The organism is Kosakonia sp. MUSA4, from assembly GCF_013085925.1.
GTDB classification, from domain to species: Bacteria; Pseudomonadota; Gammaproteobacteria; order Enterobacterales; family Enterobacteriaceae; genus Kosakonia; species Kosakonia sacchari_B.
Genome location: NZ_CP025697.1, coordinates 4,653,886 through 4,680,292, shown reverse-complemented (window position 1 = coordinate 4,680,292; position 26,407 = coordinate 4,653,886). Strand labels below are relative to the sequence as shown.

27 protein-coding genes are annotated in these 26,407 nt (G+C 50.5%); 14 read left to right on the top strand and 13 right to left on the bottom strand.

Annotation, left to right across the window (positions count from 1 at the left end):
- Positions 1-4: 4 nt before the first annotated feature.
- A complete protein-coding gene (locus C0557_RS22155; protein ID WP_208661159.1) occupies positions 5-2,026 on the bottom strand; it encodes a carbohydrate-binding protein in 2,022 nt (673 codons plus the stop codon).
- 647 nt (positions 2,027-2,673) lie between these two features.
- Here C0557_RS22155 and C0557_RS27595 point away from each other — a divergent pair.
- On the top strand, positions 2,674-4,260 hold the full coding sequence (locus tag C0557_RS27595) for a methyl-accepting chemotaxis protein (RefSeq protein WP_208661150.1): 1,587 nt from the start codon (positions 2,674-2,676) through the stop codon (positions 4,258-4,260).
- A gap of 242 nt (positions 4,261-4,502) precedes the next feature.
- Here C0557_RS27595 and C0557_RS22145 read toward each other — a convergent pair whose 3' ends face one another.
- Positions 4,503-5,702 carry a hypothetical protein gene (locus C0557_RS22145; RefSeq protein WP_208661148.1) on the bottom strand — a complete coding sequence of 400 codons (1,200 nt, stop codon included), beginning with the start codon at positions 5,700-5,702 and terminating at the stop codon, positions 4,503-4,505.
- Positions 5,703-5,726: 24 nt separating this feature from the next.
- A complete protein-coding gene (locus C0557_RS22140) occupies positions 5,727-6,917 on the bottom strand; it encodes a hypothetical protein (RefSeq protein ID WP_208661146.1) in 1,191 nt (396 codons plus the stop codon).
- Between the two features lie 612 nt (positions 6,918-7,529).
- Here C0557_RS22140 and C0557_RS22135 point away from each other — a divergent pair.
- Positions 7,530-8,057, top strand: coding sequence for a hypothetical protein (locus C0557_RS22135; protein WP_208661144.1), 528 nt, complete (start codon positions 7,530-7,532; stop codon positions 8,055-8,057).
- A 161-nt stretch (positions 8,058-8,218) separates the two neighbouring features.
- The gene (locus C0557_RS22130) at positions 8,219-9,091 is read left to right on the top strand and encodes a cycle-inhibiting factor (protein WP_208661142.1); all 873 of its coding nucleotides are present in this window, start codon (positions 8,219-8,221) and stop codon (positions 9,089-9,091) included.
- 125 nt (positions 9,092-9,216) lie between these two features.
- Here the strand turns inward: C0557_RS22130 and C0557_RS22125 are convergent, their stop codons facing one another.
- Positions 9,217-10,146, bottom strand: a complete 930-nt coding sequence (locus tag C0557_RS22125) for a lytic transglycosylase domain-containing protein (protein ID WP_208661140.1) — start codon at positions 10,144-10,146, stop codon at positions 9,217-9,219.
- Between the two features lie 55 nt (positions 10,147-10,201).
- On the opposite strand from C0557_RS22125, the gene C0557_RS22120 reads away from it, so the two are divergent.
- The 11 genes from C0557_RS22120 (at position 10,202) to C0557_RS22070 (ending at position 19,087) form a co-directional block, all read left to right on the top strand.
- Positions 10,202-10,822, top strand: coding sequence for a lytic transglycosylase domain-containing protein (locus C0557_RS22120; protein ID WP_253073758.1), 621 nt, complete (start codon positions 10,202-10,204; stop codon positions 10,820-10,822).
- Positions 10,823-11,894: 1,072 nt separating this feature from the next.
- Complete coding sequence (locus tag C0557_RS22115) at positions 11,895-12,863, top strand: sigma 54-interacting transcriptional regulator (protein WP_208661131.1); 969 nt, start codon at positions 11,895-11,897, stop codon at positions 12,861-12,863.
- A gap of 93 nt (positions 12,864-12,956) precedes the next feature.
- Positions 12,957-13,166, top strand: coding sequence for a hypothetical protein (locus C0557_RS22110; RefSeq protein WP_074772683.1), 210 nt, complete (start codon positions 12,957-12,959; stop codon positions 13,164-13,166).
- A 60-nt stretch (positions 13,167-13,226) separates the two neighbouring features.
- Positions 13,227-13,601: an EscI/YscI/HrpB family type III secretion system inner rod protein gene (locus tag C0557_RS22105; protein WP_208661129.1), complete on the top strand. Its 375-nt coding sequence runs from the start codon at positions 13,227-13,229 to the stop codon at positions 13,599-13,601.
- 7 nt (positions 13,602-13,608) lie between these two features.
- Positions 13,609-14,406, top strand: coding sequence for a type III secretion system inner membrane ring lipoprotein SctJ (gene sctJ, locus C0557_RS22100; RefSeq protein WP_074772690.1), 798 nt, complete (start codon positions 13,609-13,611; stop codon positions 14,404-14,406).
- Positions 14,403-14,990, top strand: coding sequence for a type III secretion protein HrpD (locus tag C0557_RS22095; protein WP_208661126.1), 588 nt, complete (start codon positions 14,403-14,405; stop codon positions 14,988-14,990). The genes sctJ and C0557_RS22095 overlap by 4 nt, the downstream gene beginning before the upstream one ends.
- Positions 14,977-15,573 carry a type III secretion system stator protein SctL gene (gene sctL / locus C0557_RS22090; RefSeq protein WP_208661118.1) on the top strand — a complete coding sequence of 199 codons (597 nt, stop codon included), beginning with the start codon at positions 14,977-14,979 and terminating at the stop codon, positions 15,571-15,573. Before C0557_RS22095 ends, sctL begins: the two co-directional genes overlap by 14 nt.
- A 71-nt stretch (positions 15,574-15,644) precedes the next feature.
- A complete protein-coding gene (locus tag C0557_RS22085) occupies positions 15,645-15,878 on the top strand; it encodes a type III secretion protein HrpF (RefSeq protein WP_208661116.1) in 234 nt (77 codons plus the stop codon).
- A 69-nt stretch (positions 15,879-15,947) separates the two neighbouring features.
- Positions 15,948-18,050, top strand: coding sequence for a type III secretion system outer membrane ring subunit SctC (gene sctC / locus C0557_RS22080; protein ID WP_074772701.1), 2,103 nt, complete (start codon positions 15,948-15,950; stop codon positions 18,048-18,050).
- The gene (hrpT, locus tag C0557_RS22075; RefSeq protein WP_208661114.1) at positions 18,047-18,232 is read left to right on the top strand and encodes an HrpT family type III secretion system protein; all 186 of its coding nucleotides are present in this window, start codon (positions 18,047-18,049) and stop codon (positions 18,230-18,232) included. The genes sctC and hrpT overlap by 4 nt, the downstream gene beginning before the upstream one ends.
- Positions 18,233-18,265: 33 nt before the next feature.
- Positions 18,266-19,087 carry a type III secretion protein gene (locus C0557_RS22070; protein ID WP_208661112.1) on the top strand — a complete coding sequence of 274 codons (822 nt, stop codon included), beginning with the start codon at positions 18,266-18,268 and terminating at the stop codon, positions 19,085-19,087.
- 67 nt (positions 19,088-19,154) lie between these two features.
- Here C0557_RS22070 and sctU read toward each other — a convergent pair whose 3' ends face one another.
- Genes sctU through C0557_RS22025 form a run of 9 tightly spaced genes read right to left on the bottom strand, consistent with a single transcriptional unit; the run spans position 19,155 to position 26,398 of the window.
- Complete coding sequence (gene sctU, locus C0557_RS22065; RefSeq protein ID WP_208661110.1) at positions 19,155-20,240, bottom strand: type III secretion system export apparatus subunit SctU; 1,086 nt, start codon at positions 20,238-20,240, stop codon at positions 19,155-19,157.
- A 2-nt stretch (positions 20,241-20,242) separates the two neighbouring features.
- Entirely contained in the window at positions 20,243-21,046 is an 804-nt protein-coding gene (gene sctT, locus C0557_RS22060) for a type III secretion system export apparatus subunit SctT (RefSeq protein WP_208661102.1), read from the bottom strand.
- On the bottom strand, positions 21,046-21,309 hold the full coding sequence (gene sctS, locus C0557_RS22055; protein WP_208661100.1) for a type III secretion system export apparatus subunit SctS: 264 nt from the start codon (positions 21,307-21,309) through the stop codon (positions 21,046-21,048). Before sctS ends, sctT begins: the two co-directional genes overlap by 1 nt.
- 7 nt (positions 21,310-21,316) lie before the next feature.
- Complete coding sequence (gene sctR / locus C0557_RS22050) at positions 21,317-21,982, bottom strand: type III secretion system export apparatus subunit SctR (protein WP_208661098.1); 666 nt, start codon at positions 21,980-21,982, stop codon at positions 21,317-21,319.
- Positions 21,979-23,067 (bottom strand): FliM/FliN family flagellar motor switch protein, encoded by a 1,089-nt coding sequence (locus C0557_RS22045; protein ID WP_208661091.1) that lies wholly within the window; start codon positions 23,065-23,067, stop codon positions 21,979-21,981. Before C0557_RS22045 ends, sctR begins: the two co-directional genes overlap by 4 nt.
- Positions 23,064-23,684 carry a type III secretion system HrpP C-terminal domain-containing protein gene (locus C0557_RS22040; RefSeq protein ID WP_208661089.1) on the bottom strand — a complete coding sequence of 207 codons (621 nt, stop codon included), beginning with the start codon at positions 23,682-23,684 and terminating at the stop codon, positions 23,064-23,066. Before C0557_RS22040 ends, C0557_RS22045 begins: the two co-directional genes overlap by 4 nt.
- Positions 23,681-24,148 (bottom strand): hypothetical protein, encoded by a 468-nt coding sequence (locus C0557_RS22035; protein WP_208661087.1) that lies wholly within the window; start codon positions 24,146-24,148, stop codon positions 23,681-23,683. The genes C0557_RS22040 and C0557_RS22035 overlap by 4 nt, the downstream gene beginning before the upstream one ends.
- Complete coding sequence (sctN, locus tag C0557_RS22030) at positions 24,132-25,487, bottom strand: type III secretion system ATPase SctN (RefSeq protein WP_208661084.1); 1,356 nt, start codon at positions 25,485-25,487, stop codon at positions 24,132-24,134. The genes C0557_RS22035 and sctN overlap by 17 nt, the downstream gene beginning before the upstream one ends.
- Positions 25,487-26,398 (bottom strand): FHA domain-containing protein, encoded by a 912-nt coding sequence (locus C0557_RS22025; protein WP_208661082.1) that lies wholly within the window; start codon positions 26,396-26,398, stop codon positions 25,487-25,489. The genes sctN and C0557_RS22025 overlap by 1 nt, the downstream gene beginning before the upstream one ends.
- Positions 26,399-26,407 lie beyond the last annotated feature (9 nt).

Below are 26,407 nucleotides of genomic sequence, written 5' to 3'. Positions count from 1 at the left end.
GCTATTAACGGGCGCTTTCAAGCTTCCAGAGTGCCGGAGCGCTGACCGGATCCCAGCCGACAATAGCGCTGTGCGCTTGCAGGCAGGAATAGGTTTTGCCGTTGAACGACACGCGATCGCCAGCTTTATATACGGTGCCTTCTGCCCACGGCGCAAGGTCACCCGGTGCTGGCGTTTCTTCCGCATCATCCGTTAACGTTTTCACATTCAGCGAAGCGCTGAGCTCTGACACTAAACCGTTGCTGAGCTCTGCCGCGACCTGGTAAACGTACGCAGTGCCTGGCTTCAGATTGCTGTCGGTAAACGACTCTGACTGCGGGCTTTCGAGCAGTTCACCATTACGGTATACCTGATAGCGAGCGACATCCCCGGCCACTTTTTTCCAGCTTAAAGTGACGGTGGTGGTGGTGATATTGCTGGCCTGAACGTTCTGCGGAACGCCCGGTTTTTCGGACGGGGTTTCATCCCCTTCCTGGCTGATCGAGCACTGGCCATTCTCCTGCTGAATGAAAATATGCACCGGTGCCGCACCGTCCAGGCTGCTGAGCTGATCCTGGATCAGCGTTGCACAATCCATACCTGCACCATTTTCAAATGCGGCCTGCTGCACCTGGCTACCCGGCATCAGCGCGATTTTAGCGTTCGGCTCCAGCCAGTCGTGCGAGACGATCGTGCCCACATTATCCGCCACGGAGAGGAACAGACGTTGGTCGTCACTGTTAGTGAGCGTGGAAACCAGCGACTCGTCAATGGCGCTCTTCTCGGCAAACTGGGTGACCGGCAGTTCCACCATCAGCGCTTCCAGAACTTTGGCAAAATCGTGAGACCAGGAAATCTCGCCGTTTTTCGCCAGTTCATCGAAGCGGGCCATCGCGGCAGGCTTGGCTTTCGCCATCTCTGCATTGCTGTAGAAACCATAGCGTGCCAGCAGATCAACGTAGTTGCTGACATCAAGGCGCGTCAGTTGCGTTTCATAGCGGGTTTCTTCTTTCAGGCTTGCTTCGTTAAGCATTTGAGTGACATACGGGATCTGGCGAATATAGCGAGTGCCGAAATCATTCAACTGAACGAAACAGGCCGGATCGCTCTCCAGATGATCTGTCAGCGCCATACAATGCTGGAAACTTTGCTCGCTTTTCAGCAGCAGTTCTTTCACGGAGTACGGGCCACGGTTGTACATGTAGCTCATTACCATCGCTAATGTATCTTTATCTTTACTGCCCTGAATAAAGTCCTGAATACGCACTGTCGTATCGGTCTTATTTTTATCCCACGGCAGAGAACCGGTATTAATTCCAATCACCGAACCGTTATAAAATCCGCTGGTTACGGCTGAACCAATAATATTGCGTGCCGGGCCGGAGAAGGAGTCGAGGATTTTTTTCGGCTGCATCATGCCAAAAATACGCGGGAAACCGCCGCCGCCCGTTCCCTGCAATTCACTCCAGGCGCTGCCCGGATATTCAATTTGCAGCACGCCGTCATCCCCTTCTTCCGATGGCGCCGGAAGATCGCGGCCTAATGAGCTTTCCTGAAGCCCTTTAGAGACAAAGTAGTTCGGCCCCATATTTCGTGCGAAATAGTTACCAAAGCTCTCACCCACGCCGAAAGGACGCTGCAAATCAAAGGTACCGTTCTCTTTGTCCAGCCCGAACTGCATCTGGATCATGGTGCTGACATAGGCCTGCGCGAAGGCCATGGCCCACAGTTTATGTTCAACCATGGTGGCATCGGAGCTATCACCCAGCAGATCCAGTTTCACCACGCCGGAACGATCTTTTTTCCAGTCAAGGTCATGATGTTCGCAGTTATCCAGATCGATTTCATAACGGCCTTCACTGTCTTGCTTAATATTGCAGTGATACGGCAGCGACAATTTATCCGCCAGATGCAGGTCATAATCAATCTGGCCTGAGGAATCTTTGGGTAATAACTGACGATACATATCAAGAGAGATATTTTCGGTAGCCAATGCATTATTGGCACTGAAAAGCGCCACGGCCAGCGCGATAATTTTAATTTTCATGGATAACCCTTTCCTTGCGTTAAATAATGGTGGGAGTTTACTGGCAAGAAAAACGAGAGAATATGAGTAGAGGGCGCAACGAATATCAGTAATTTCTTCAGAGGATAAGAAATATAATTATCGGCAGGGAAGTATTCTTTTGTAGCTAAACGGGTTTAACGATGGTCAGGCTGCGGTGGGGAAGGCCGGTTCGCGGCACTACATGAAAAGAAGCTGCGTGCTATGGGGCCAGGAAATGACCCCGATAAAACAGTTTAATCCTTTTTTTGCGCTTTGCTGCCTGAGGCCGAATGGCGTCTTTTTTTAACCAAAAAATAAATAAAGAACACAATTGCTGCACCGGTAATCATTCCCAACGTATGCATTTCCCCTCCTGATTGGTTAATGTTGCTAATGGTCGAAAGCCATCGCGTTTGTAAACACTGCGGAAGTAAACCCGCTATTCCGACGTAGCACAAGCTTAATTGCAGCCAGTATTCATTTTTAAGTTTTTTTCTTACCGCAGCCAGCTGCTAATAGCCTGTAAGAGGAGCGCAACGGCAGACTTAAAAAATTTACAGAAAGAGATTAAACAATCCAGCGGCCTTGCCGATGATGTGTTACCGATAACATAAGGGTTTACGGAACACGCAGGTAAGGATCTATTAATGAAAAATATTTCTGTCAGGGTGGCGCTGTCAGGTGCAATATCGATATTTGTATTGATTATTGTGGCTATCTCATCTGTAGGTTTTTTCGCATTTACACGTTCAACAAACACGACTGAATTTATTCATAATTCTGACAGTCGGGTGATCCTGGTTAATGATATCTACAAAGACTCGGCCCGTACGCGTGCCGGTTTTGCGCTGGTCTATGCAAGCTTGTTAAAGGAGGGAAAAACTGAAGATTGGGTATTTAAAAATATTCAGACCACTCACGAAAGGATGCTGGTCAACCTGCGAAAATTTGAAACTCTACCGGTGATGGATAGCCGGGATGAAGAGATAAAAACCGAGCTGGTTACCTCGGCTGGCGCGCTGAATACACTCCTTGAAAAAGCTGAGCAACTGCTTAAGGCTGGGAACGTACAAGGTTACTACGACGTTAACGTACAGCAAATTGATAAAGCTGGCGGGCGTTTCTCAGCCGCGCTCGAAAAATATCAAAAAAGCACCAATGAAACTGTTAATAATTTGATGGATGAGCAACAAAGACAATACCAGCAGTTATTATGGGTGATGTTTGTGGGATTGTTGCTTGCTCTTTTAATTAGTGTTGCTGTTTTGTATGTTCTTCGTAATGTGATATTACGGCCGCTAAACAATGCTATTGAACATCTTGATACCGTCGCCAAAGGTGATTTAACAATAAATATTCAGGTGGCCGGTAATAATGAAATCGGCAAACTTCTCAACGCTATTCGTGGTATGCAGGAGAGCCTGCGCAATTTAGTGGCGCAGGTTCGAAACGGGGTGGATGAAATACATGTGGGTTCCCGGGAGATTGCCGCAGGGAATTTAGATCTTTCATCCCGCACGGAAGAACAGGCATCCTCGCTTGAAGAAACAGCGGCATCAATGGAACAGCTTGCCTCCATCGTGAAGCAGAATGCTGACAACGCGTACCAGGCGAATTTGCTGGCTCTTAAAGCGTCAGAAATTGCCGAATCGGGCGGAAAAGCGGTATCGGAAGTGGTGCAGACCATGGACGAAATTGCGACAAGCTCCAGCAAAATTGCTGACATTGTCTCCATGATTGACAGCATCTCTTTCCAGACCAATATTCTGGCACTCAATGCTGCCGTTGAAGCCGCCAGAGCCGGTGAGCAAGGGAAAGGTTTTGCGGTCGTTGCCAGTGAAGTGCGTACGCTGGCTCAGCGTTCCGCTTCAGCGGCTAAAGAGATTAAAGACTTGATCCAGAACTCAACGGACAGGGTCAACGCGGGGACTGAGCAGGTCGGGCGGGCGGGGGCTGCCATGCGCGAGATTGTGACGTCCGTTAAACATGTGACTGATACCGTTGCGGAAATATCACATGCTTCGCGCGAACAGGCCACCGGGATCGATCAGGTTAATCTTGCCGTTTCGCAGATGGATGGCGTCACTCAGCAGAACGCCTCGCTGGTTGAACAAGCCGCCGCCGCCGCCAATTCACTGGAGATGCAAGCCAGCGCGCTGGCGCAGGCAATATCCACTTTCCGTGTGAATAATGAAGCGGCCAGGCGTTCCAGCGACCAATTAACTGTGGCTTAAACTCCCTCATAACTTTCCCGTTTCTCTGTTATCTGTTCCGGCATGGGTTGCATGTGGTTAACCCGTGCCGCAGGGGAATATCGCGGTGCAGCAAAAAAAAGCGTTAATAATGAGGAAACGTGTCCTGGCGCATGACGTTATACCGAACATCAGACCCGCGAGCGCCGCGCGCTGTAACTGACTGTGATACTAAAAACCGGGTTTGCCATCATCCTGATGCCGCGCCGGGTTTTAGCGAAGGTTTATTCCTCTTCGTATGTTAGCGTCCCGATGACAGTAAAGCCGTTTTCCATACGCACCACTTTTTCGGGGGTAAAAGAATGGCCAGGGGCGAGGAGTATTTCATCCTCATCGTCCAGTGCGTTTGCTGATTCCCCTGACTCGGCTGCGTTCTTTATGCTTTTAACGCTAACGCCTGCGACATTTTTTGCCCTAAAGGAAAACATAATATTCTCTACTTCTAAGTCATCATCTTGCAGGAAATGCAATGCGTCTCGCCTTAGCACCTCAGATTCATCACTATTAGTAGTAAGATCAATCGTATAAAGGGGGCCACCTATTTCACTGAAGCAAAAATTATCAGCCACTTCATAACTTGAGGTTGTACTCAGAAATCCGTTAAAACGTAGCCCCTGTCCGTGCAGCAGAGATTGTGCGAGCAGACTTCCATTAACCTGAGTGCTTAAGGGTTGATCAAGACCTCCCGCTCCCTTAAACAGAGTGACGCCTGAAAGACGAGGCGCTGTTTTTAAAAAATGATCCAGCACTTTGGCCTGTCCTACTATCTCATTCTCCAGTCGACCGAGTGAATATTTCAAACCAAGCTCATCCATGATGATATTATCGTCATATTTAATGTTAAATTTTTTAAGAAAATAGTTTATGTTTTCATGTTTTTTAAATACATCATCCTGATTGCGAAGATACTCATCCAGCTTTGTATAACCGAGGCAGGCGATATTCATCAAATAATTATCACCGTATAAATCCTGATAAGCCAGAAGAGCACTATAGATGTCTCCAATATCATCACCTGAAAATGACCCAACATGCTCCAGTGTTTTTTGCTGAAGTTGGGCCAGTTTATTGGGATATTGGTTAAGTTCTGACATCATCATACGATGCATATCCTGGCTGGCGACTTCAGAGAGGTAACTTGATTCATCGACTAATAATCGCTTCGCAACACGAACAGGAATCATCATGTTGCCGCGATGTAACATTTCTTTTTCTATAGGGGATGGGAACGAAGAGACAAAGCCCGTAGTATTCATTGGGGTTAGTTCAACATATTGGTTTTTAATAAAAACATGGCTAAAGCCTGGCCGCTGCAGAATGGGATTGTTTTCCTGAGAATGATGAACAGGTGACGGAGAGTTTGAATGTTCAGACTGGTTATGGATATCATAAGCCGGGTTGTTGCTGGAAATATTTAGTGGCATATAAACCTCACTCTACCGTTATCTTTATTCTCTTCCATATGCAAGAGAGCCCGTTATCGCGACACCATATTGCAAACGCACTATTTTTTCAGGAATAAGGTAATGACCCGGTGCGAGAAGTATTTCATCTTCTGCATCCAGACTCTTATTAATACCTTCAGATCTAATCACATTTTTTAATGCTCTCATGCTTATACCCGCAACATTGGTTGCTTTAAATGAATATAAAATGTTTTCGATCTTTCCGTCAGGGGATTCAAGCGCATGCAATATGTCGCGTCTCAGCACCTCGGATTCATCACTCGTATCCATGAGATCAATACTGTAAATTGGTCTCCCTAATTCACTTGAACAGAATCGACGGGCGATCTCATAACTTGAAGTTGTGCTCAGAAAACCATTGAAATGCAATCCTTTCCCTTGTAAAAGAGAGTTAACCATTAATTTTCCGTCGACCTGGGTACTGAGAGAATTATTGAGGCCCGCCGCACCTTTAAGTAAAGGAATATCGTTCAGCCGCGGAGCTGTATGTAAAAAATGGTCAAGAATTTTTGCTTTGTCTGATATTTCATTTTCCAGCCGCCCACGTGAGTATTGCAGGCCGAGATTGTCCATGATGATATTATCTTCATAATGCTCATTAAATTCATGGAGGAAATCTTCTATTTCTTTTGGGTCATTATATTTTTCGTCTTGTGCACAAAGATAACTTTCCAGTTTTTTATAACCCATGCTGGCCACGTTCATCAAAAAATTATCACCATACACATCCTGGTAAGTCAGTAGTGCATTATATATGTTTGTAATATCATCTTCTGAAAAACCAGCAAGATGATCGAGCGCTTTTTGCTGTATTTGCTGATATTTTTCGGAGGTGCGATTTAGCTGCTTAGTGGCTATCTCATACATATCCTGGCTGGCGCTTTTAGCGATGTCTTTTATTTCACCTTTCAGCAATCTTTCTGCGTAACGGACAGGTATCACCAGCTTATTACGATGCATCATCCGGCGTTCGACACTGGTGCGAAAAGAAGAGACAAAGCCTGAAGTATTCATCGCGGTGAGCTCTACTCGCTGTTTGTTGATAAAAATGCTTCCATCTCCCGGTCGCTGAATATCCCTGCTGTGCTGGGTATTCTGCATAGACGATTGATCATGTCGATGTTCAGACAGGTTATGGGTATTCACTGGCGGGTTGTAATTGGAAATATTCATCGGTACGCAAGCCTCAACACAGCGTCATGAAATTTTCACTTTAGTGTATTGAGGAAGAACGTAGTTCCCGGATGCATAGTTCATTATCTCAGTCGTTAGCATGGGAACACCTGTGTTATCACGATAAAGGGAGGGGTTGTATTTGAACGCGAATATCCACCTTTAAAGAAGGGTATTATGCCTTCAGATCGGGCTCACTGATGCCTCCCTATGCAGCTCCTGTGTCTGCATTCCCTCTCTCAGATAAAAATACAAAAATGCCTGGAACTAATATGACGAGACTTACACTCAGTTAGAGAAACTTATCCGGTGACGATGTTGTGATCCCATTAAGTTTTTATTTAATTTGCGAATTAAATTGATGGGTTGTGCTTAGATTATTTATTGAGCCGACGTAAACGCAGCACTGGATAAACTTCGCAGTACGTTACAGTAGGCCTGTTTTGACATTCCGTCATGCTATCTCAAAGCATGTTTCGATTTTTTTTAGCCGCTATTTTTAAAGTCCGTTATAAGTTTTGCAATAAAATTTCCTCCTGATGTCATCATATATTACATATGTTAACTGAGCGTCAGGGTATGTATTTAAAAAATCACGTAAGGGATTTGTCAATGGATGTTATTTCATTCGATCGGTATGTTCTTATGGGAATGAAGACTTTTTCAAAAACAAGTCATTTTCATTGCATGGACGTGGTTTTATATGATCGCGGTGATGAATATCTTCTTCTTCTACAAAAAGAACTTCTCCATTATATTGTTAATGGTGATGATTCGTCTTTTTTATGTTTATTTTCCCCTCTTGTGAGGCGGGTACATAAATCATCCCCTTTACAAGAAATTAGTTATGAACTGGAGCTCTTTCAACGAAATTTAAATGAGCCAAGAATAAGAAAGGCCCATTTAAGCAACGTTGAAAATAATGTTCTGCTGGCACTTTTGGCATGCAAAACAAATTATGAAATCTCCTCCTTGTTTAGTTTTAATTCCAAAATTTCTAGTAATTATAAAAACATTGTTCTGCATAAGTTAAAATTGAATAGTCTGTCTGAGCTTTTACTCATCTATAATACCTGGCGAAAATACAGAACGCTGTTCGGTATTGAGTATTTTAGTATGCAATATAATAATGCGAAGTGATATTGAAAATGAAGGGAATACCCATGTATTCACATGAGGGTCGTGACGTCACGCCACTTTCACGAATATGAAGATGATTTATGAGTTTATTAGAGAAATATTTTGTGCTGATTTTATTTCGCCTTGTAAGCATGATGATACAACGACAGGAATAGGCCGTGATGAAAAATACAATCCCTCCTTTTTATTCGAATCATCCTGATTTAAATATGCACGTTTATGCCAACCCGCAAAGTCTGGCCGTTCAAAAAGATATTTCGTCTTCGCGCAGCGTATATAACCTCTCCACCCAACACGTCCTGGATTTTGCCATATTAAGCTCCTTCAATTTGAGAGCTAACGTGCTGTTAAACAGTATTGACAACGCTATACCCATCCATCATAAAAGCCCGTCCGCATTGCTGAAAGCGATCGATGACAATATCGAACAGACAGCCAAAGAGTGGGGATGCTCAACAATGGAGGTGGAAGCGATGTTGGGGAGCAGCAAGCGCATCAATGAACCAGTCTGTGGCGTAACGGCTAATAACGTGATGAAGCTGTTCCTCGATACCGATCATTTCAGCTACGATTTCGAGCGAGGGCAAACGCTATCCCTGCCACAACTTCAGCAGCAATTAGTCAACTTATCTGCCGATAAGCATTTTGTTCTGCGCGTTAACGACTCACGGTTAGGACATGCCTACGTGATTGATCTTCCTGACAATGCGAAGCCACAACGCGATGCGTTTCTTTATCAGTCAGATTTAGGCGATGGTGCAACACGCCCATTGCGCTTCAGGGATTGGATGAATAAAAAAGCTTCACACCCGCTGTCGCTGAACGATATCAATGCGCACTTTATAAATATGGCGCATGGAAATATAGATCCCGAACATATTGCAAAGCTATTTGATATTGACAGCAATCCGAAAATGTTGCGCCTTGAGCGTTTAAACTCGCGTAATTATCAGGGCTTTAATTTCCAGTTAGCTGAATATGACCCAAAAAACCTGGAAAGTAATATTGCTGCTATCAAGGCCCGTTGTAGTTAACCTCCTGAGTCGTACGGTGAGTGGCTTATCAATATGACAGCAAGGCAAGTCAAGGTAAAATTCACCACTCTTTTATTATGTCAGGTTGTTATATGGGCAATTTTTTATAAATAGTCCGTCAATGGTCAAGCCGGGACAGTACCCTGGCCGGATGCAATAATTTCAGCCGTACTGTTAACCTCATTGATATAGTTTGGGTTACCAAGCGTCACGAGGGATAAGTCATTCAGATTGACCTGATTCGGCCCGGAATTATATGCGCGTAACGCTGCATCCATATTCCCGCCGAACTGTTGCTGATAATCACGCAACATCAGAGCGGAGCAGAGGATCTGGTTGTGCGGATCGTTCGCATCGCCGGATAATTTATCCGGGTATTTCTGGCGCATCGCCTCGTAGGTATCCGGGTTTATCTGATTCATACCGCCATCCGTCTCCCCGTTACCGGGGTTGGTCGAGGTCGCCTGGACATTGCCGCGTGATTCTGTCCAGGTCAGCGCTGCCAGGGTACTGGCAGGAACGCCAGTTTCTTTTGCTGCATCGGCATATTCCTTACTGAACGGCTGTAATTGTGGCGGCAAACCAGGCATTGACGTCTCTGCCGCTGTATTCGCAGGGGTGTCAGCATTAACCGGGCTGCCAGATCCCATTGCTGGCGATGTCGTATTCGGTGATAGTTTGAACGAAGGGGTTCTGCTATCTCCTCCACCGTCAACAGAGCTTCCGCCCGATTGGCCGTTAGCAGGGTCCTGAAAGCTGGCGAGCATTTTAAAAAGTAGCTGCATCAGTTCAGTCAGCATAATTTGCATCATTTTCACCAGGGCTTCGGAGGAATTCACCTCACTCCCTCCGAAAGAACCTGCCGGAGATGTCGGTTTATCGACCTTACTCCCCTGCGGTGATGCACTGAAATCGACAGGCCGCGGTGCGATTGAAGCGTTCGCGCTTGCCCGGTAAATATGATTTCCTGAGAATTTTCCATCCTCTGCCGGTGACAAATTTGCATCGGGAATGTCAGTAAGCGGAGAGTGGGATGCATTTGACGTAATTTGCATAGGATATTCCTCAACGAAGTGGTGACAAAGCCACAATCCATCAATTAAGAATGGTTTGGTTTTATATAGCTTAAGTGACCGCACCATCGAGCTGGTTCCCACTTATTTATTTGTGTTTTCTCTGTCGGAACTTTCCCTTACCGAATGTCACCCAGAAATACCGTCCGTTGAGAAAAGAAAAATGAAACTCCTGAAAATTGGCCTTTTCACATTCTGCATTTCGCCATTCGCTCACGCCGATTGTTTCAATACTGTCGGACGGGCATTTGGTATTTCGCCTGTGCTGCTTAAATCAATAGCGATTAAAGAGTCCGGAATGAATCCTGCCGCCGTAAACCAGGCTAATCGTAACCATACGCAGGATGTTTGTATGATGCAGATTAACAGTACGCATTTTGCCCGTCTGGCCCGCCTGGGGATCACGCCCGAACGTTTGTTGCTTGAACCTTGTACCTGCGTGTCGACAGGCGCGTGGGTATTGCATGGCCTTTTTCAACATTATGGTCGTTCCTGGAACACCGTCGGCATGTATAACGCGGGCTCTTCTCCCGCCCGGCAAACGCTGCGGATGCGCTATGCACGTGAAATTAAAAATATCTACATTAAGTTGCTACAGGAAAAGAATCAGTATCAAAGCGAGATGCTCGCTGAACGCCTGGTAAGTCAGAAAATATAAAAAGGATGAAATTAAACCCGGCCTGCTTTCACAAATCGAATTGTATTTAAACGCCCACAAGGAGATGAGGTATGACGCCATGACGAGACGCGCCTCCCGGCAGGAACCGCGCTTGCGTATACAGAGCCGATGAAACGCCACTCTTCGCAATCCTGTGCAATTTTTATTATCTTTTTTGTCAAGAGAATTATGTAACAGAGGATTCTTGTTTCAGCGAAATAAGATCTTATTTCCCCTCCTGGGTTGTAAAGAGCTGAACCGCATATCCACTTATTGATAATAAATCAGGCTCCCCCCTTTAATAAAAAGAAGGGGGCGATCATAACCGCGAGCCCGCTATTTAGCGATCTGTGCTGACCTGTAATTCTGTCAGTCGATAGGGGGACATTATAGAGTGCATGATGTTTTTTGCAGTGTTGTCATATTGAAGGGAATAAGGTGGATATTCTGAAGGAGGTTTTTGGCTTGCGCATGATTATTCTTAATTTTGATGAAAGTAAAAAATACATTTAAAATGATAATGAATTTATATGTTTTATTTGCATGGCAAATGGAATATTATTCCAGTTTTTAGTAAAAATGTGACATTTAAAGCTAATTAATTGCTGGATGTTAATGCACTATTTTTATTTTGTCACGTTTGTCCTGTGCTCAATCAATAGTTGAATCCTATTGAGTTGGTTTTTAATGTTTAAATTATTTTTAATCATGGTTTATTGTTCTTTATTTTTATTAATTTTTGTTTTTTTATTTCAATGAGGTCAGGGTGGGCAACGGTGAGTACTCCTGTTTTTACCGTGCTGACGGATATTCCATCAGGATATTTTATGCTATTTATAAATATAGCTAATAGTTATGCTGGTTCCTGAAGGGAGATTTACTGGTTTTATTTTTTTATTGAAAACATCCCCTGATATTTTTATCGGGGATTGCTCTGCCTATTGTTGCGGTTTATTTATTAAATAAGATGATTCTTATTGTTTTGCGGATGAGTATTTAAGTGATGAATTGTTAACAATAAGCAAGCGCTAATAATTTGTTATGTGTTTGAACTGGTCCGGAATTGAGCTATATGAAAAAAGATGAAATGGCAACAAGAACAATAATGGAGTTACCTGTAGTACTGGGTGATGCAAAAGAAATCGATGAACTCAATTATATGGAGGATATTCATCGTGATTTAATGCCTTTACTAAACACCATAGCGCCGCTTAACGTTGATTTATTACTGGAGGGGGAAACGGGTACCGGGAAGGATACCCTGGCTCAGCGGCTTTATAATAACTCCGGGTTAAAGGGCCGTTTTGTTTCGATAAACTGCGCGGCTATTCCCGAGTCGTTAGCTGAAAGCGAGCTATTCGGCGTCACTGCGGGCGCCTATACGGGGGCCAACCATTCTCGGGCGGGTTATATTGAAAGCGCCAATGATGGCGTACTGTTTCTTGATGAAATCGACAGTATGCCATTGAGCCTGCAGGTTAAATTTTTGCGTGTTCTGGAGAGCCGTACCATCTGCCGGCTTGGAAGCACGCAAAGCGTGCCGCTGAAGTTACGTGTGATTGTCGCCAGCCAGAAACCGCTGAATGAGCTGGTTGAAAAGAAGTTTTTCCGCCAGGATCTCTATTTCCGTCTGGCCGCCGTAAAGATTGCGTTACCCGCTTTGCGCACGCGAATTGAATGTATTATTCCGCTTTTCCGTAAATTTTCTGATGAATCAGCACAACGGCTGGGGTGTGCATTGCCAAAGATGTCCACGCAACTTGTGGAGCGCTTATTGTTGCATAACTGGCCGGGGAATATTCGCGAGCTGCGTGGTGCGGCAGAACGGTTTGTGCTCGGAATACCGCCGTTGAACAATGATAGTTGCCCGGAGCATGAGTGTCTGCGCCTGCGCGACCGCATGCGGCGCATCGAATATTGTCTGATTGAAGATTGCCTGATCCGCCATTCCAATCGCATCGTGAGCGCTGCTAATGAACTGGGAGTACCGCGACGCACGCTATACCAACGCATTAAATCTCTTTCGTCCCGGCAGGATTAATTTTTTATTCCGGCGGGAACGCGTCAGCTGGCCGCAATACTCAACAGATGAATGACACGTCATTCAATCCTAAATCTGATGAGGAGTAAGGTCATGAGCAATACGACTAACGGTGTAAGTAGCGGTAACAGCGATGCTCTGCGTAATCAGTACCAGTCTGAGATGGATAATGTACAAAGTGAATCCATGCAGGATGATGTGGCTAAAGCAGAACGCGATCGTAAAAACGCATTCGTATCGGGTTATGCGAACTCAGTGACGACAATGATCAGCTCGCTGGCGCAGAACAAAATTCAGTTTTAAAGCAACAGGGAGCCCTTTCTCATGGGTTCCCTGTTTTTTTAATTTGCTGAGGTACTTACCATGAAGATCACCTCTTCTGCATCACAACATGTTTTGCCGGTTAATGACGCTCTGGCACCGGCCGGGATGCAACCCGAGAGCGGCGATGTCGCTTTTTTCTCTTCCGTCCTTGAGCAGCCCGAAGCCGCGACGGCTTCATTGAGCGCACATGGCACCAGCAATCTCTTCAACCAGCTCTCTTCTGCGTTCAACAATCTTGAAAGCGATCAAAAAAGCATGGATAGCGCGCTGCGTAAGGCTTCCCGTTCGACCGACCCGCTGGTGTTGAACCAGGTCGATAGCCAGCTTTCCAACTACTATCTGGAAAGCATGATGAACGCCAAAATTGTGTCTAAAACAGTTCAGGGTCTGGAAAAACTCACCAACATGCAGTGATCGCATCATGCAAAAATTCTGGCGAAAATCACTTCTGGCTGCGCTGCTGGCCCTCTCGCTCACAGGATGTAACCCGTTGGTCGTGCTGAACACCGGGCTCTCTGAAAATGATGCTAACGACATCATTGCCGAACTCTCCCGCTACAATATCGCGGTGGATAAGCAGATTGATAAAGAGGGCGTAACGATACGGGTTGATAGCGATGACATCGCCCGGTCTGTGCAAATTCTGAATACCAGCGGGCTTCCGCATAAGGCCCGAACCAATCTGGGTGAGGAATTCCAAAAAAGCGGCATTATCTCCAGCCCGCTGGAAGAGCAGGCGCGTTATATCTTCGCGTTGTCACAGGAACTGGAAGCCACATTGTCGCAAATCGACGGTGTGGTTGTGGCGCGCGTCAGCGTCGTATTGGCGGAACGCGTAGCGCCTGGCGAGCCAGTACAGCCCGCTTCTGCTTCCGTGTTTATTAAACACACGCCCGATCTGGATCCCGACAGCATTAGACCCCGAATTCGCCAGTTGGTGGCGGCCAGCATTCCTGGGCTTGCGGGAAAAAGCGATGACGTAATTTCTATCGTTTTTGTCCCTGCCGAGGTGTACCACGATCATATTGAACAGGTCATCCTTGGGCCATTTCGCTTTACGTTGTCTGAATACGCTACGGTCAAGCAGGGGTTCTTTATTGTGCTGGGGTTACTGCTCCTCACTGGCGCGGTGATGGTGCTGAAACCACGCATTCAGAAACGGCTGGCAAAGAAAAAGTTGGCTGCGGCGTCGGTAGCGGATTCGGGCAGACGTAAATGATGCGCGATATGGAAATCGAGTGGCTTGAATGGTGGATGCGGGGCTTTTGGCTTGAAGCAGATACCAGCTGGCACTACCTGCCATTTTTCCGCCTCGCTCCGGAGTGGCGTACCCGGCTATCCCGCTTTCACCACACGGCAATGGCGCATCAGCTCAGCGTGCCCGACACGTTGCCGGGTGCGCCGGATACCCGTCTGCTGGCGTTGTGGCAGGCGGGCGCCTCGCAACGCCAGTTAATGTTGCGGCTGGCGAGTGAAATTTGCCAGCAACACAGCATGACCGCGGATCTGGATGATGAGCAGCGCCTCTGGTGCCTGCGAATTAGCAAAGCGCTGCGTCCGGAACAGTGGCTACCGTCAGCGCTGGATTTCACGACTGAACCTTGTCGAATGGCGCTGGTTTTACTGGCATCGCTCTTTCCCGTCTCCACCTGGCTACGGCTGCGTTTCTGTTTTGATCACCAGACTGTCACCCAGCTTCCCGCGTTTTCGCGCCCATTACCCGGCAACAAGCTCCAGACATTATGGGATGCGGTTATCTGGCGCACTCAGCAGCAAAATGAGGCGTCGCATGTGGAAAGTTAGAGAAATTGTTCTGCCTCCCTCGCTGACGGCTGACGAGGGCACGATATTGCCCCGCAAAGTGCTGGATGAACATCGGCAGGCTCAGGCGCTGCTGCGCCAGGCGAAACAGGAGGCCGGGCAGATCCTTGCGGCTGCGCGTGAAGAAGCTGAACGACAGGTACTGGCAGCACGGGCTGAGTGCGAGATGCAGTTTCTGCAAAACGCCGAAGTCGTGCTTGAAGAGTGGCGGCAGGCGCGAGCGCAGCAGGAGGAAAAGCTGGTGTCGCAGGCGCAACAGTTGGTCAGCGCTGTATTCGCTCATTTGTTTGCCCGGGCCAGTGAAGAGCAAAAAATAAGCGCCCTGTTGCGCCAGATATTACAGGCGCAGAAACATGAAGAAGGGCGCAGCGCCACGCTCTGGTGCCATCCCTCCCAGTTTGATGCCGTCGGCAACTGGTTGCAGGCTCATGCAAGCCTCGACTGGCTCCTTCAGACCGACGACGCGCTTGAAACACATCAACTGCGATTACAAACCGCCAACGGTGAACTCAGTGTGAACTGGGAACATCTGCAACAACGGCTGCTGAACACGCTGCAGGCATAATTTTTTTGCCGCAAGGAACTTTCAGGAAAACTTCCCACTTACTAAGTGATATCCACCCAAAGGAGGAAAGTATGAGTAATTCCTACGATATTCAACGAAACCTGGATTTGCAGCTGGCGCGCGTTCACCACTCGGTTGCTGAATTTGCGCAAGGGACACTCTCACTGGAAGGCGGGCCGGGGATCGGCGATGTCATGGCCTTTAAACAGGAACTGCTGCAAGAGTCCGCCGCGAATTACACCGCAAGCCAGCTTGGTTCCCTGAAACACAATCTGAGTAAAGAGATTATCGACTCGATTAACTAATGCCCGGAACGGCTCGTTTCTGAGCCGTTCTTGTACTGCGCAGTCAACATCATTCGGGATGCATCAATAATGCTGAGAACACTCCTTACCCGGGGCGAAGACAGGGAGAGCGACGCCTTGCATGCGTTTGCTCGTTTGTTACGCGTCATCCTGTTTTTACTGGCGAGCGCGTTGGGTATTTACGCAAATAGCGCCCTGGCGCGGGTGCCTGCCGAATGGCAAAACGGCGCTTACGCTTACGCGGCGCAGGAGACACCCTTGCGTACGGTTTTGCAGGATTTCGCCAGCAGTCACGGCGTGAATTTGCATCTGGGCGAAATTCCGGACAGCACCGTTAATGGGCGGTTGCGCGCCGACAGTGCCGCCACTTTTCTTGACCGTCTGGCGCTGGAGTATCGATTCCAGTGGTTTGTCTACAACGACACGCTCTATATCAGTCCGCAATCGTCGCAGGTTTCTAAGCGCATTCATATCTCGGCCGATGCCGCGCCCGACCTGAAACAGGCGCTGGAAGGTATTGGCCTGCTGGAGCCGAAATTCGGCTGGGGCGAACTGCCGGATGATGGCGTCGTTCTGGTCACCGGACCGCCGGAATATGTCTCTCTGGTGAACGATTTCAGCGTGCAGGATAAGGATAACAAAGAGAATAAGGAGATGATGGTCTTCCCGCTGCGCTATGCCTCAGTGGCCGATCGTCAGATTAAATACCGCGACAAAACGCTGCTTGTGCCGGGCGTGGCCAGCATCATTAATGAGTTGCTTGGCAAGAAAAACCCCCGGACTGCATCGGGCGTGCGCGCGGGGGACGATGCCGGTCACAAAGCCACCACTAGCGCGTTTGAAGAACAATCGGACAGCATTTTATCCCAATTAGTGCAAAGTCAGGACACGCGTATTAACGATGACGACGATCCCATCGTTCCCGGCATGAACCCGATGATTTCAGCGGACGTGCGTAACAACGCGCTGTTAGTGCGCGACGATCCTAAACGTCGTGAACAATACCGGGCGCTGGTGTCGCAAATCGACATCCCGCAAAAGCTGGTGGAGATCGACGCGCTGATCGTGGATGTTGACCGTAACGCCCTTTCAACACTCTCTGCCAACCCTGGCGGCACTTTTGGCAACGTGACTGTGGGTTCCTCAATGTTGCAAGGCAGCAGCACGCTTTTTGTCACGGATTACCGCCGTTTCTTTGCGCAGATTCAGGCGCTGGAAGGGGAGGGAAATGCCTCAATTGTCGCCAATCCATCGGTACTGACGCTGGAAAACCAGCCCGCCGTGATCGATCTCAGTGACACCGCTTTCATTACCGCTACCGGTGAACGCGTCGTGGATATCGAACCTGTCACTGCCGGGACCAGTTTGCAGGTGGTGCCGCGTGCCATTGGCAGCGGCAGTAAAGGGACGGTTCAATTGGTGGTGGATATCGAGGATGGCAAAGTGGACCGGGGCGCCGAGGGCGAGGCGACCGGTGCGCAGCGCGCGACTGTCAGTACCCAGGCGCTGGTGCAACAGAGTGGTTCGCTGGTCATGGGGGGCTTCCACTCGCGCGAAACCGGCAATGTTAGCCGCCGCATCCCGATTCTGGGCAGCATCCCCTTTATTGGCGCGTTATTTTCCTATACCCGGCATGAAACCTCGCAACGCGAACGACTGTTTATTATCACGCCGCACCTGGTGGGGGATCAGGTCGATCCGACCCGCTATATCGGTGATGAATCACGCAACCAACTGAGCGACGCGATGAGTGAGGTCCAGCGTCGGCAGAAGTACGTCTCCATGAAAGGTGACGTCGAAAATGCGATGCGCGATCTGGCGGAAGATAAAATACCGCTCGGTTTTAGCGCAGGCGGCGAAGGAGTCAGTCTGGCGGGGTTATGCGACAACCTCAACGGTATCGAGTACGACGTCTCGCGCAGTCAGTGGTACAGCAACCGCAACATACAGATAACGGTCGGCGTGATAAGAAACATCACCCTGAAACCCCTGCGTTTTGATGAGGCGGTATGCCGCGACGATGAAGTGCTGGCCGTTGCAGTATGGCCGGGCGCTTTACTGCAACCGGGAGCGTCGGCGGAAGTTTACGTTGCCTGGCAGACGCGCGACGGCGCTCGCCGTTCCCGCCATTCTCTGTTGTCCCCCATTGCAGAACGTAAGGAGCCACGATGAGGCTGCGTTTATTCATGCTGGCGCTGCTGTGCGCTCTGCTTTCCCACTGCTCTTCTTATCACGGTAATGGCTGCGGTTCAGCCCAGTGCCGTCCTTTGTCGGCGAGTCACCAACTGGTCATCTGGTGGCCGTCGGATATGCGTAATGGTACACAGGATTACTCCCTGGTTCCCGTTCGCTGAAGTGCAATCATCCTGATATATGAGGTTAACGCTATGAGTCAATTAATTAGTGGAACGCTGGGGATGCTTAACAAGATATCACCGTTAGTCAGCCTTACACCGCAGGGAGCAGCGGCAAATCTTTTGAAAAATATGGGTGAATCGATGATTGGCAATCTCGCTGAAAAATTAACCAACAGTCTGTTTTCTGGTGGGGGACAGTCTCATGAGTCAGGTGCGCCCTCTCTGCGGGACAACCTCATGGATCAGGTGCTCAGACACATGGGCATTATGCCGCATAACAGCCCCTTTACGATGAGTTCGGGCCAGCATGAAATGAATGCCTTCAACCAGGGGCTGGCCAAGGGAATGATGGAAGGCATCAGCGGGATGCCGCTACAGAATATGCTGTCACTGCATAACAGCCGGGATTTTAATCAACTCGGCAATATCATGGGTTTTGAACTGGCCAATAAAGCGGGACTGGGCGCGCTGATGGATGTGAGTGCCAGTTCGGTAAAAGGTGTCGAGGGGGCACTTTACGGCGGCGGAAAAGTTGCTGGCGCTTCGCCGCAGATCAGAGCTGAACTGGGTAAATTTATGGATCAACACCCGGAGATTTTCGGCAACCCCACTAGCCCGAATGGCGCGGAGAACCCCAAAAGCTGGGAAGACGCGCTTAAAGACGGCAAACCATTAAGCAACGATTCACTGAAACAGTTCCAGATCGCGAAAAATGATCTACAGATGGTGATGACTGGCGGCACGATTTCCGCACCTCAGGGCTCTGCGCCTAATATCTCTGCGCTGGTCAATACGGATGCGCAGTTGTATGCCAGCAACATAAAACAGGATGCCTTAAAATTACTCTCCTGAAACCCCAGATCGGGTCACCCACAACGGGCCGGGAAATCACCCCCGGCCCGTTTTTGTCGGTCGCGTTTTACTCTTCGTCGAATTCGATTAACTCGCCGCGAAGATGGTCTTCGAGGCTGCGCAGCAAACGATAAATTTGCGCTACCGCTTTCAGCGTTTCACGCGGGATATAACTCCCTTCATCGGTCGTACGAAATAGCGTGCGCGTCAGCCAGATATAACGCACCGTAGGAATATTGGCCTGGTGCGCCAGGGTAATCAGATCCTGCGCCTCTTTGTCTTCTGCTTTGAACAGGAGTATCGGCAATGGCGTTTCATCCGGCCGGTAGTACAACCCCACCGCGAAATGGGTAGGGTTTACCAGCAGGACATCGGCCTTTTCCAGCTGTTTGGGCGTTACTTTTTTGGGCGGTGAATTCGCCAGCTGGCGCGCCAACTGGCGCCGGTGTCCTTTGGTGTGGGGATCGCCTTCGTTTTGCTTGTATTCATTCTTGATATCCTCATGGCTCATGCGGTTCTGCTTGAGGAAAAAATACTTTTGCACCGCGAAATCGGCGATGGCGAACACCAGCAACACGCCAATAATGGTATGGGAGAGCGTTTTTAACATGGCGGCGGCATCGTGCCAGAAACCGATCAGAGAGCCGTCCGACATGGCGGCAAGTTGCGGCAATCGCGGTTTGATAAGCAGCCAGAACACCACGCTGATGACGATGGCTTTTAACAGGCTGGTCAGGATCTGTATAAACTGGCGCGCGGAGAACATCTCCTTCAGTTTGCTGAGTGGATTAAGTGCAGAAAACTTCGGGGCCAGCGCTTCGGTGGCGAACAGGGGGCCAAACTGGAGCCAGCCGCCGAGAACGCGCAGCAGAATAACCACGCCGACGGTAAGCATAAAGAACACCAGAAGTGTCAGCAGTGCGGCGCTGACAATTTCTCCCACCACCAGTACAAAAGGCTGATCCAGCCGCCGGAGCGGTAGCGACATTAACGCGACCAGCTTCCTCATACTGTCGTCCATCAATGCAAAGACGGTTTCCATCACGCCGAGCATCACCAGCAGTTTGGGAATATCCTGGCTCTGGCTAACCTGGCCTTTCTTACGTGCGTCCTGTAGTTTTTGCGAAGTGGCTTTTTCGGTTTTTTCTCCCATCACTATTTCCTTTTAGGCGGCAGAATGTGCGAAAGATGCGGGATAAGATCGTGCAGCGACAGCAACTGGTGTCTGGCGAGATATTCAAGCGTTGGAAGATAAATAATAAAAAACAGTGTCCCGGCCAGGCATTTCACCGGGACGGTGAGAACTGTGGCCTGTAGCTGCGGGCTGTAAATACTGAGAATACCAATGCAAAAATCCAGCAACATCAGCAGCAACACCAGCGGCCCGGCATACAACACCATATCGACGAACATACCGGAGATGCGCTTAAGGAGTTCGGCGAAACCCGCCTGGCTGAATGCCGGAAGCCAGGCATTGACCGGCCACACGTTGTAGCTGTCCCAAATAACCTGCGTCACCAGACGCAGGCCGAAACTCAGAATGAGCAACATGATAAACCACTGCCGGAGCATGTCGCCGAGGGGCGTGGCATCTGGCCCCAGCGTCGGGTTGAGCTGCCCGCCAGCCAGTGCGCCGCGTTGGTTGTCGAACAATGCGCCGACCGAGGTAAATAACCAGAAGGGCAACGCCAGCAACAGCCCAAGAACGAGGCCGAGGATGATCTCTTTCAGCGCCAGCCCAACCATCGCCCAGGCACTGAGCGATAAGGCAGATATCTGCGGCACGATCGTGGGCGTAATAAAAAGCGCCAGAGAGACCACGATGGCCGTGCGGACCATGCCTTTTAGCGTCGAGAAAGCAAAAATTGGCGCAATCAGTACGCAAGGGAAAATACGTGCGATACCCAGCCCCAGCCCCAGCATGGCGGTAAACAGCGAGTCGATCATCGGCACCAGCATTATAACGACCCTGCCGCGGACATCATGGTAAACGCCGATTGCGTCAGATCGATAAGCTGTACGCCGATCCAGCGGCCTGAAAGCGCCAGCGTCGCGCCCACCGCCACCAGCTTAATGGCGAAGGGTAACGTCTGATCCTGAAGTTGCATCACCGTCTGCAACAGCGAAACGACGATCCCGACGATAACTGCAACCGCCAGCGGCGGTGCCGAGAGCATGACCACCATCAGCATTGCCTGCTTAAACATATAGATAATATCCATGCCCGCCTCACTGGTAGCTATAAAAGAGGCCATCCAGTAATCGCGTCCAGCCGCTGACCATCACAAACAGCAGGATTTTCAGCGGCAGGGAGATAGTCATCGGGGAGACCATCTGCATCCCCAGCGCCAGCAGGACGTTGGACACGATCAGATCCACGACCACAAACGGGATGAAAATCAGGAACGCGATCTTAAAGCCGTTTTGCAGCTCAGACAGGACAAATGCAGGAATCAACAGCAGCAGGTTGTCGCGGTTCTGTATCGCTTCGTCTGCCATCTTTTTAGGCCACATACGTTGGCTGTTTTCCATCAGATGCGTTTCCACATCAGGATCGGTGTTGCGGCTCATAAACGAGGTTAGCGGCTGTATGCCGTACATCAGGCTCTCCTCCAGCTTTTCCGCGGTGCTGGTTTCGATGGGATGTTCTTTGAAGCGTTCCTGCATGCCGTTAAAAACGGGGGCCATCACAAACAGCGTCGCTGCCAGCGCAATGCCGTATAGCGCCATATTCGGCGGCACCTGCTGTACGCCCAGCGCGTTGCGCGTCAGCATCAGTACCATTGAAATCTTCAGAAAGCTGGTGGTGATCATCAATGCCAGCGGCAATAACGAGAGTGCGCCGAGTAAAATGGCCAGCGCCAACGGATTGAATGAACTAATATTTTCGGTCATAACGTGCCGTCTGCCGCTTGCGGCCGGTTGCAGAGAACGTGGGTGATTTGCAGCCCCAGGCTACCGTTAACATTCACCAGTTCGCCTTTTGCCAGCGGAAAATTGCCGTGGCACAACAGGGCTTCTCCCGGCGAGGCATGCTCGACAAGTACCGTTGAACCCGCGTCCAGTTGCTGGAGTTCGCCGAGTGTCAGTTTCAGCGTGCCGCAACGCAGGGTGAGCTCAAGCGGCAGTTCATCAAAACTGGCGTCATGTGCTGGCATTTTCTCCGCAGGAACATCTACATTTTGTTTTTCTTCATCGGCTCCCGCTGCGCTAACGCCCCGATCGTCTTCCGGTAACAACGGCTCCTGAGAGTGAGACATGGTTAACTCCTTTTTCAATGTAATGAGAAACCGTTCGGGTTCGCCTGACGTAAAAGTGGCTGTCAGTTGCCCCTGGAATTGTTGCCGGGCGACCGTCACGCAGCCCTGGCCTTGCGGCGTAAAAAAAAGACGCCCAGGCATCAGCAGATCGCCGCAACGCAGCGCCGCAAGCTGGCGTACAGAGAGTGTCAACGTAGCGATGATCAGCGGCAGGCTTAGCGGTATGCCCTGATGCAACGTATTCCATCGACGTTGCCAGCCGGGGCGATTGGCCAACTGCTGCAATGTCTGTGGCGTGATGCGCAAATTGCTCCAGGCGTGCTCTTCGCCAAGATAGGCATGCAGCCGTAGCGTTAAGCCGGGGGCCGTTTTTGCCTCGGTGAGTACTCTCGTCAACGGACCAAATAAGTCGATAATTTGCGGGCTGAGTTGTTGACTGAAAAAAGGCCAGTACCAGTCGTCATTACTGTCATCTTCCCCCATCAGCGCCGGGCAGTTAGCCAGAAGCGTCAGCAGCGGCGAGGGATGGCTGAAGATCAGCAGACCGGCGTCGCTGTGAAAGCTACGCGCCAGTCCATCGTCTTCGTCTCTTTCAGGCGCGGGCAGCAGATACAGCTCGCCTTGCCTCTCCCCGAGGGTAAACGGATAACGCCAGCCGCTGCCAAGCCAGAGGCGGGCGCGGGCTTCGTCCCAGGTTTGCGGCGTAAAATCGATTTTCATGACAACGTATCCTGATGTTGAAAACGCAGACGTATCCGTTTCCCCGTGCGGCGCGCCAGCGCCTCGCGACAGCTCAGTTCGCTGCCGCGCACGCGGTCATACAACGAAGGCGAAAAGCCGAGCGCAATATCCATCCCGCCGTCGCTCAGTAAGCCGACATGCGCGTGTACCTCGCCCAACAGCGGCAGCAGCAGGCTGAAGCGGGCCGGAAACGCGGCTTGCGCCGCCAGATTCTGGCTAAGCGCAGGTTCAATTTGTTGCCACAGCACGGTGGCTTGCGCGCTTTCCGGGGGCGCCATTTCCTGCGCTGACTGGCGTAACGCATCAGGATTGCCAGACAACCACAGTGTGGCCAGAGCCAACGGCGCATCTTCTGCGTTGAGCCACTGGCTGAACGCCTCTTTGTCACGCCCCAGCGGTGCGTTATCCGCAACCCCGGAAGGCGTTTTCATCGGCGTTTGCGTGGTGTGGTGAACCGTAGCCCTTTGTGACAGCGGGTGTGCAGGCAGTTTCTGGCGCGGAGAATTCTTGGCGGGGAGCGGTGATACGCTAGTGGGCTGGCTGTTTTGTTCCGCGTCGTGCCAGTCCGCAAGGCGGCGCGAAGGTTTGTTGATCATGGCTTCGTCACCCCGCTGATTTTCAGCAGATATTCGATTTTCTCGACGTCACGCTGGTTGCGTTGCACTTCGCGCTGTGCGTCATCCGTCAGCAATTGCTGCTTCTGCATCTCCTGGTGCAGCAGGATGACCTGCTGTTGTTGGCACAGCATGTCGGTTCGCTGCCGTTGCTCAGTATTTATCGCGTCGTATAACTGGCTTTGCGGCTCGCTTTTCCCCTGATGCGCTTTGGTAAAAGCGTCCACCATTTGCTGATAGCGCTGCTGGCTCTGCTGCAACTGTTGTGTACCGTGATGGTAGGTCTGCTGGCTTTGCTGTAGCTGCTGTTTCTGTTTGCGTTGCAGGCGTTCGCTGCGGTTCAGGCGCTGCTGACGGATCGGCAACAGCACGGTAAGAACACGCTGTAATTCTTGTTCGCGGGGATCGATGTCGGCTGGCGTTTCAGTATCAATGTGACGGCGCATGATGAGCGACTTCCTGTAATTGTTGACGGGTGAGAGCGAAATCGCTGGGAGCATGGTTGGCCTGACGCAAAAAGGCGTTAATCTCGTCCTGCATCTGGACGGCGGCATCGATGGTGGCGTCGTTTCCTGGCTGGTATTCCCCCAGGCGTATCAGCATTTCCACTTGCTGATACGCCGACATTAACTGGCGGATACGCGATGCGTCGCTGACGTGCTCTTTTTCCACCACGTTGCCCATGGTGCGACTCAGACTCGCGAGCACATCAATGGCCGGATAGTGACCGCGTTCGGCGAGACGACGCGCCAGAACGATATGCCCGTCGATCAGCGATCGCACTTCGTCCGCCACCGGATCGTTCATCGAGTCCTGCTCTATCAGTACTGAATAGAGCGCGGTAATTGCGCCGCGCGACGTTTTCCCGGCCCGTTCCAGCAAACCTGGCAGTAAGGTATAAACAGAGGGGGGCAAACCGCCTCGTCCCGGCGGCTCACCCAGCGCAAGGCCAATCTCTCGCTGGGCGCGAGCAAAGCGCGTTAACGAGTCGATAATGAGCAGCACATTTTTGCCGCGATCGCGAAACGCTTCGGCGATAGCCGTGGCGGTAAAGGCCGCGCGGGCGCGCTCCATACTGCTGCGATCGGACGTCGAACAGACCAATACGGTACGGGCACGTAATTCCGCGTCCAGTTCGTTGTCCAGAAACTCGCGCAGCTCGCGTCCGCGTTCGCCAATCATTCCAAAGACGATGGCGTCGCAGGGCGTGTTACGCGCGATTTCCGCCAGCAGCGTGGTTTTACCGCAGCCGGCCCCGGCGAAGATGCCAACCCGCTGACCGATGCCGATGGTCAATAGGCCGTCAATGGCGCGAAGACCGGTGGGCAACGCGGTATCAATGGGGGGACGCTCTGTTGGCGATGGCGCATCAGCCAGAACGCGGGTGGTATTGTCATTCTCACTGGCAAGCGCGAAGGCGGAGAGGCTCTTTTCATCGATCGCGCGGCCAAAACCATCAAGCACGCTGCCAGCGAGCTGCTCTGATACCACAATACTGTGTGGCTGAAACAGCGGCGTGACGCGTGCGCCCTGGGCGATACCATCAAGAGGGCCGAGCGCGGAAAGTAAGGTATGGCTGGGGTTAAAACCGACCACTTCCGCCATGATTTCCGTATCTTGCGTGCGGCTGATGCGACACAGATCGCCAATCCGCGCCTGCGGTAAACTGCTTTCCAGCAAAATACCGTTAATACCCGTGATCTTGCCCTGTGCTGAAACCGCCGACACCTGTGTCAGTGCATTCAGCCGTTCCTCGAACCAGTTTTCCAGCGCCGTCATATTCATCACCATTTCACCGTAATGTTTTCCCGGCCCGCGAATTTCACATGGTCATCCGTAATTTCGGTCAGGCGCCATCCGTCGCGTTCGTCTCCGATAAACAAGCGCTGACCGCCCTCCGTGACGATATTGGCGCGCAGGCCGGACGTGATCTGGATAATGCGAAAGGGTAGGGAAATGTTTTTCAGTCGGGTATCGTCATTCAGCGCGACGCCAAGCTGATATTCATCGCGGATCGCTTTTACCATGCGGCGAACGACCGGCAGTTGCTCCGGTGATAGCTCGCTACTCAGGGTGATGCCATTGGTGCTGGAAATGAGTTGTACTTGCGGCCACAGCTCGCGTTCACGTAATTTTTGCACCAGCACCTGGCGCAATGCGGCGTTGTCTTTCAGCAATGGCCGGACGTTCAGGGATTCGTTAGCGTTTTCTTGCGCCATGCCGGGTTGCAGAATCCAACTGGTGATTGTGACGGTCAGCAGAAGTAAGAGCGTCATGGCGGCGATCTGTGCCCAGCGCGGCAGGACAGACGCGAAACTCACCGGTGCCGCACTGGTTGCTGGCGGCGTATTATCTTGCGCGGCAACCGCGATGATGGGGCTGCCTGGCGGAGCCTTTTTCCACGGCGAGGCCGCGTCGTCAAGGCTGAGCCAGATCCCATTCAGCGTAAAAATATCACCCGGCTGGAGCAGCAGCGGAACATCACTCTTTTCACCCTGATGGTTACCAACGTTGCCTGCACAGGGGGTGAGTTTCCAGCCCTCAGCCGTCAATGCAAGCTGGCAGTGAAGAGGTTCAATGCCGTTATCAGATAGCTGAAGTTCCCGTTCCGCGGCGTTACCAATGGACCATGATTCGCCGCTCAGTGGCAGTGCCGCGCCTTCCTGTAACCCATTCAGAACTCGTAGCTCGAACATGATGGGCTC

What these genes read in the sequence shown, in the direction of transcription:
- C0557_RS22155 (WP_208661159.1), bottom strand. Translation starts at nt 2,026, where the DNA reads ATGAAAATTAAAATTATCGCGCTGGCCGTGGCGCTTTTCAGTGCCAAT.
- C0557_RS27595 (WP_208661150.1), top strand. Translation starts at nt 2,674, where the DNA reads ATGAAAAATATTTCTGTCAGGGTGGCGCTGTCAGGTGCAATATCGATA.
- C0557_RS22145 (WP_208661148.1), bottom strand. Translation starts at nt 5,702, where the DNA reads ATGCCACTAAATATTTCCAGCAACAACCCGGCTTATGATATCCATAAC.
- C0557_RS22140 (WP_208661146.1), bottom strand. Translation starts at nt 6,917, where the DNA reads ATGAATATTTCCAATTACAACCCGCCAGTGAATACCCATAACCTGTCT.
- C0557_RS22135 (WP_208661144.1), top strand. Translation starts at nt 7,530, where the DNA reads ATGGATGTTATTTCATTCGATCGGTATGTTCTTATGGGAATGAAGACT.
- C0557_RS22130 (WP_208661142.1), top strand. Translation starts at nt 8,219, where the DNA reads ATGAAAAATACAATCCCTCCTTTTTATTCGAATCATCCTGATTTAAAT.
- C0557_RS22125 (WP_208661140.1), bottom strand. Translation starts at nt 10,146, where the DNA reads ATGCAAATTACGTCAAATGCATCCCACTCTCCGCTTACTGACATTCCC.
- C0557_RS22115 (WP_208661131.1), top strand. Translation starts at nt 11,895, where the DNA reads ATGAAAAAAGATGAAATGGCAACAAGAACAATAATGGAGTTACCTGTA.
- C0557_RS22110 (WP_074772683.1), top strand. Translation starts at nt 12,957, where the DNA reads ATGAGCAATACGACTAACGGTGTAAGTAGCGGTAACAGCGATGCTCTG.
- C0557_RS22105 (WP_208661129.1), top strand. Translation starts at nt 13,227, where the DNA reads ATGAAGATCACCTCTTCTGCATCACAACATGTTTTGCCGGTTAATGAC.
- sctJ (WP_074772690.1), top strand. Translation starts at nt 13,609, where the DNA reads ATGCAAAAATTCTGGCGAAAATCACTTCTGGCTGCGCTGCTGGCCCTC.
- C0557_RS22095 (WP_208661126.1), top strand. Translation starts at nt 14,403, where the DNA reads ATGATGCGCGATATGGAAATCGAGTGGCTTGAATGGTGGATGCGGGGC.
- sctL (WP_208661118.1), top strand. Translation starts at nt 14,977, where the DNA reads ATGTGGAAAGTTAGAGAAATTGTTCTGCCTCCCTCGCTGACGGCTGAC.
- C0557_RS22085 (WP_208661116.1), top strand. Translation starts at nt 15,645, where the DNA reads ATGAGTAATTCCTACGATATTCAACGAAACCTGGATTTGCAGCTGGCG.
- sctC (WP_074772701.1), top strand. Translation starts at nt 15,948, where the DNA reads ATGCTGAGAACACTCCTTACCCGGGGCGAAGACAGGGAGAGCGACGCC.
- hrpT (WP_208661114.1), top strand. Translation starts at nt 18,047, where the DNA reads ATGAGGCTGCGTTTATTCATGCTGGCGCTGCTGTGCGCTCTGCTTTCC.
- C0557_RS22070 (WP_208661112.1), top strand. Translation starts at nt 18,266, where the DNA reads ATGAGTCAATTAATTAGTGGAACGCTGGGGATGCTTAACAAGATATCA.
- sctU (WP_208661110.1), bottom strand. Translation starts at nt 20,240, where the DNA reads ATGGGAGAAAAAACCGAAAAAGCCACTTCGCAAAAACTACAGGACGCA.
- sctT (WP_208661102.1), bottom strand. Translation starts at nt 21,046, where the DNA reads ATGCTGGTGCCGATGATCGACTCGCTGTTTACCGCCATGCTGGGGCTG.
- sctS (WP_208661100.1), bottom strand. Translation starts at nt 21,309, where the DNA reads ATGGATATTATCTATATGTTTAAGCAGGCAATGCTGATGGTGGTCATG.
- sctR (WP_208661098.1), bottom strand. Translation starts at nt 21,982, where the DNA reads ATGACCGAAAATATTAGTTCATTCAATCCGTTGGCGCTGGCCATTTTA.
- C0557_RS22045 (WP_208661091.1), bottom strand. Translation starts at nt 23,067, where the DNA reads ATGAAAATCGATTTTACGCCGCAAACCTGGGACGAAGCCCGCGCCCGC.
- C0557_RS22040 (WP_208661089.1), bottom strand. Translation starts at nt 23,684, where the DNA reads ATGATCAACAAACCTTCGCGCCGCCTTGCGGACTGGCACGACGCGGAA.
- C0557_RS22035 (WP_208661087.1), bottom strand. Translation starts at nt 24,148, where the DNA reads ATGCGCCGTCACATTGATACTGAAACGCCAGCCGACATCGATCCCCGC.
- sctN (WP_208661084.1), bottom strand. Translation starts at nt 25,487, where the DNA reads ATGAATATGACGGCGCTGGAAAACTGGTTCGAGGAACGGCTGAATGCA.
- C0557_RS22025 (WP_208661082.1), bottom strand. Translation starts at nt 26,398, where the DNA reads ATGTTCGAGCTACGAGTTCTGAATGGGTTACAGGAAGGCGCGGCACTG.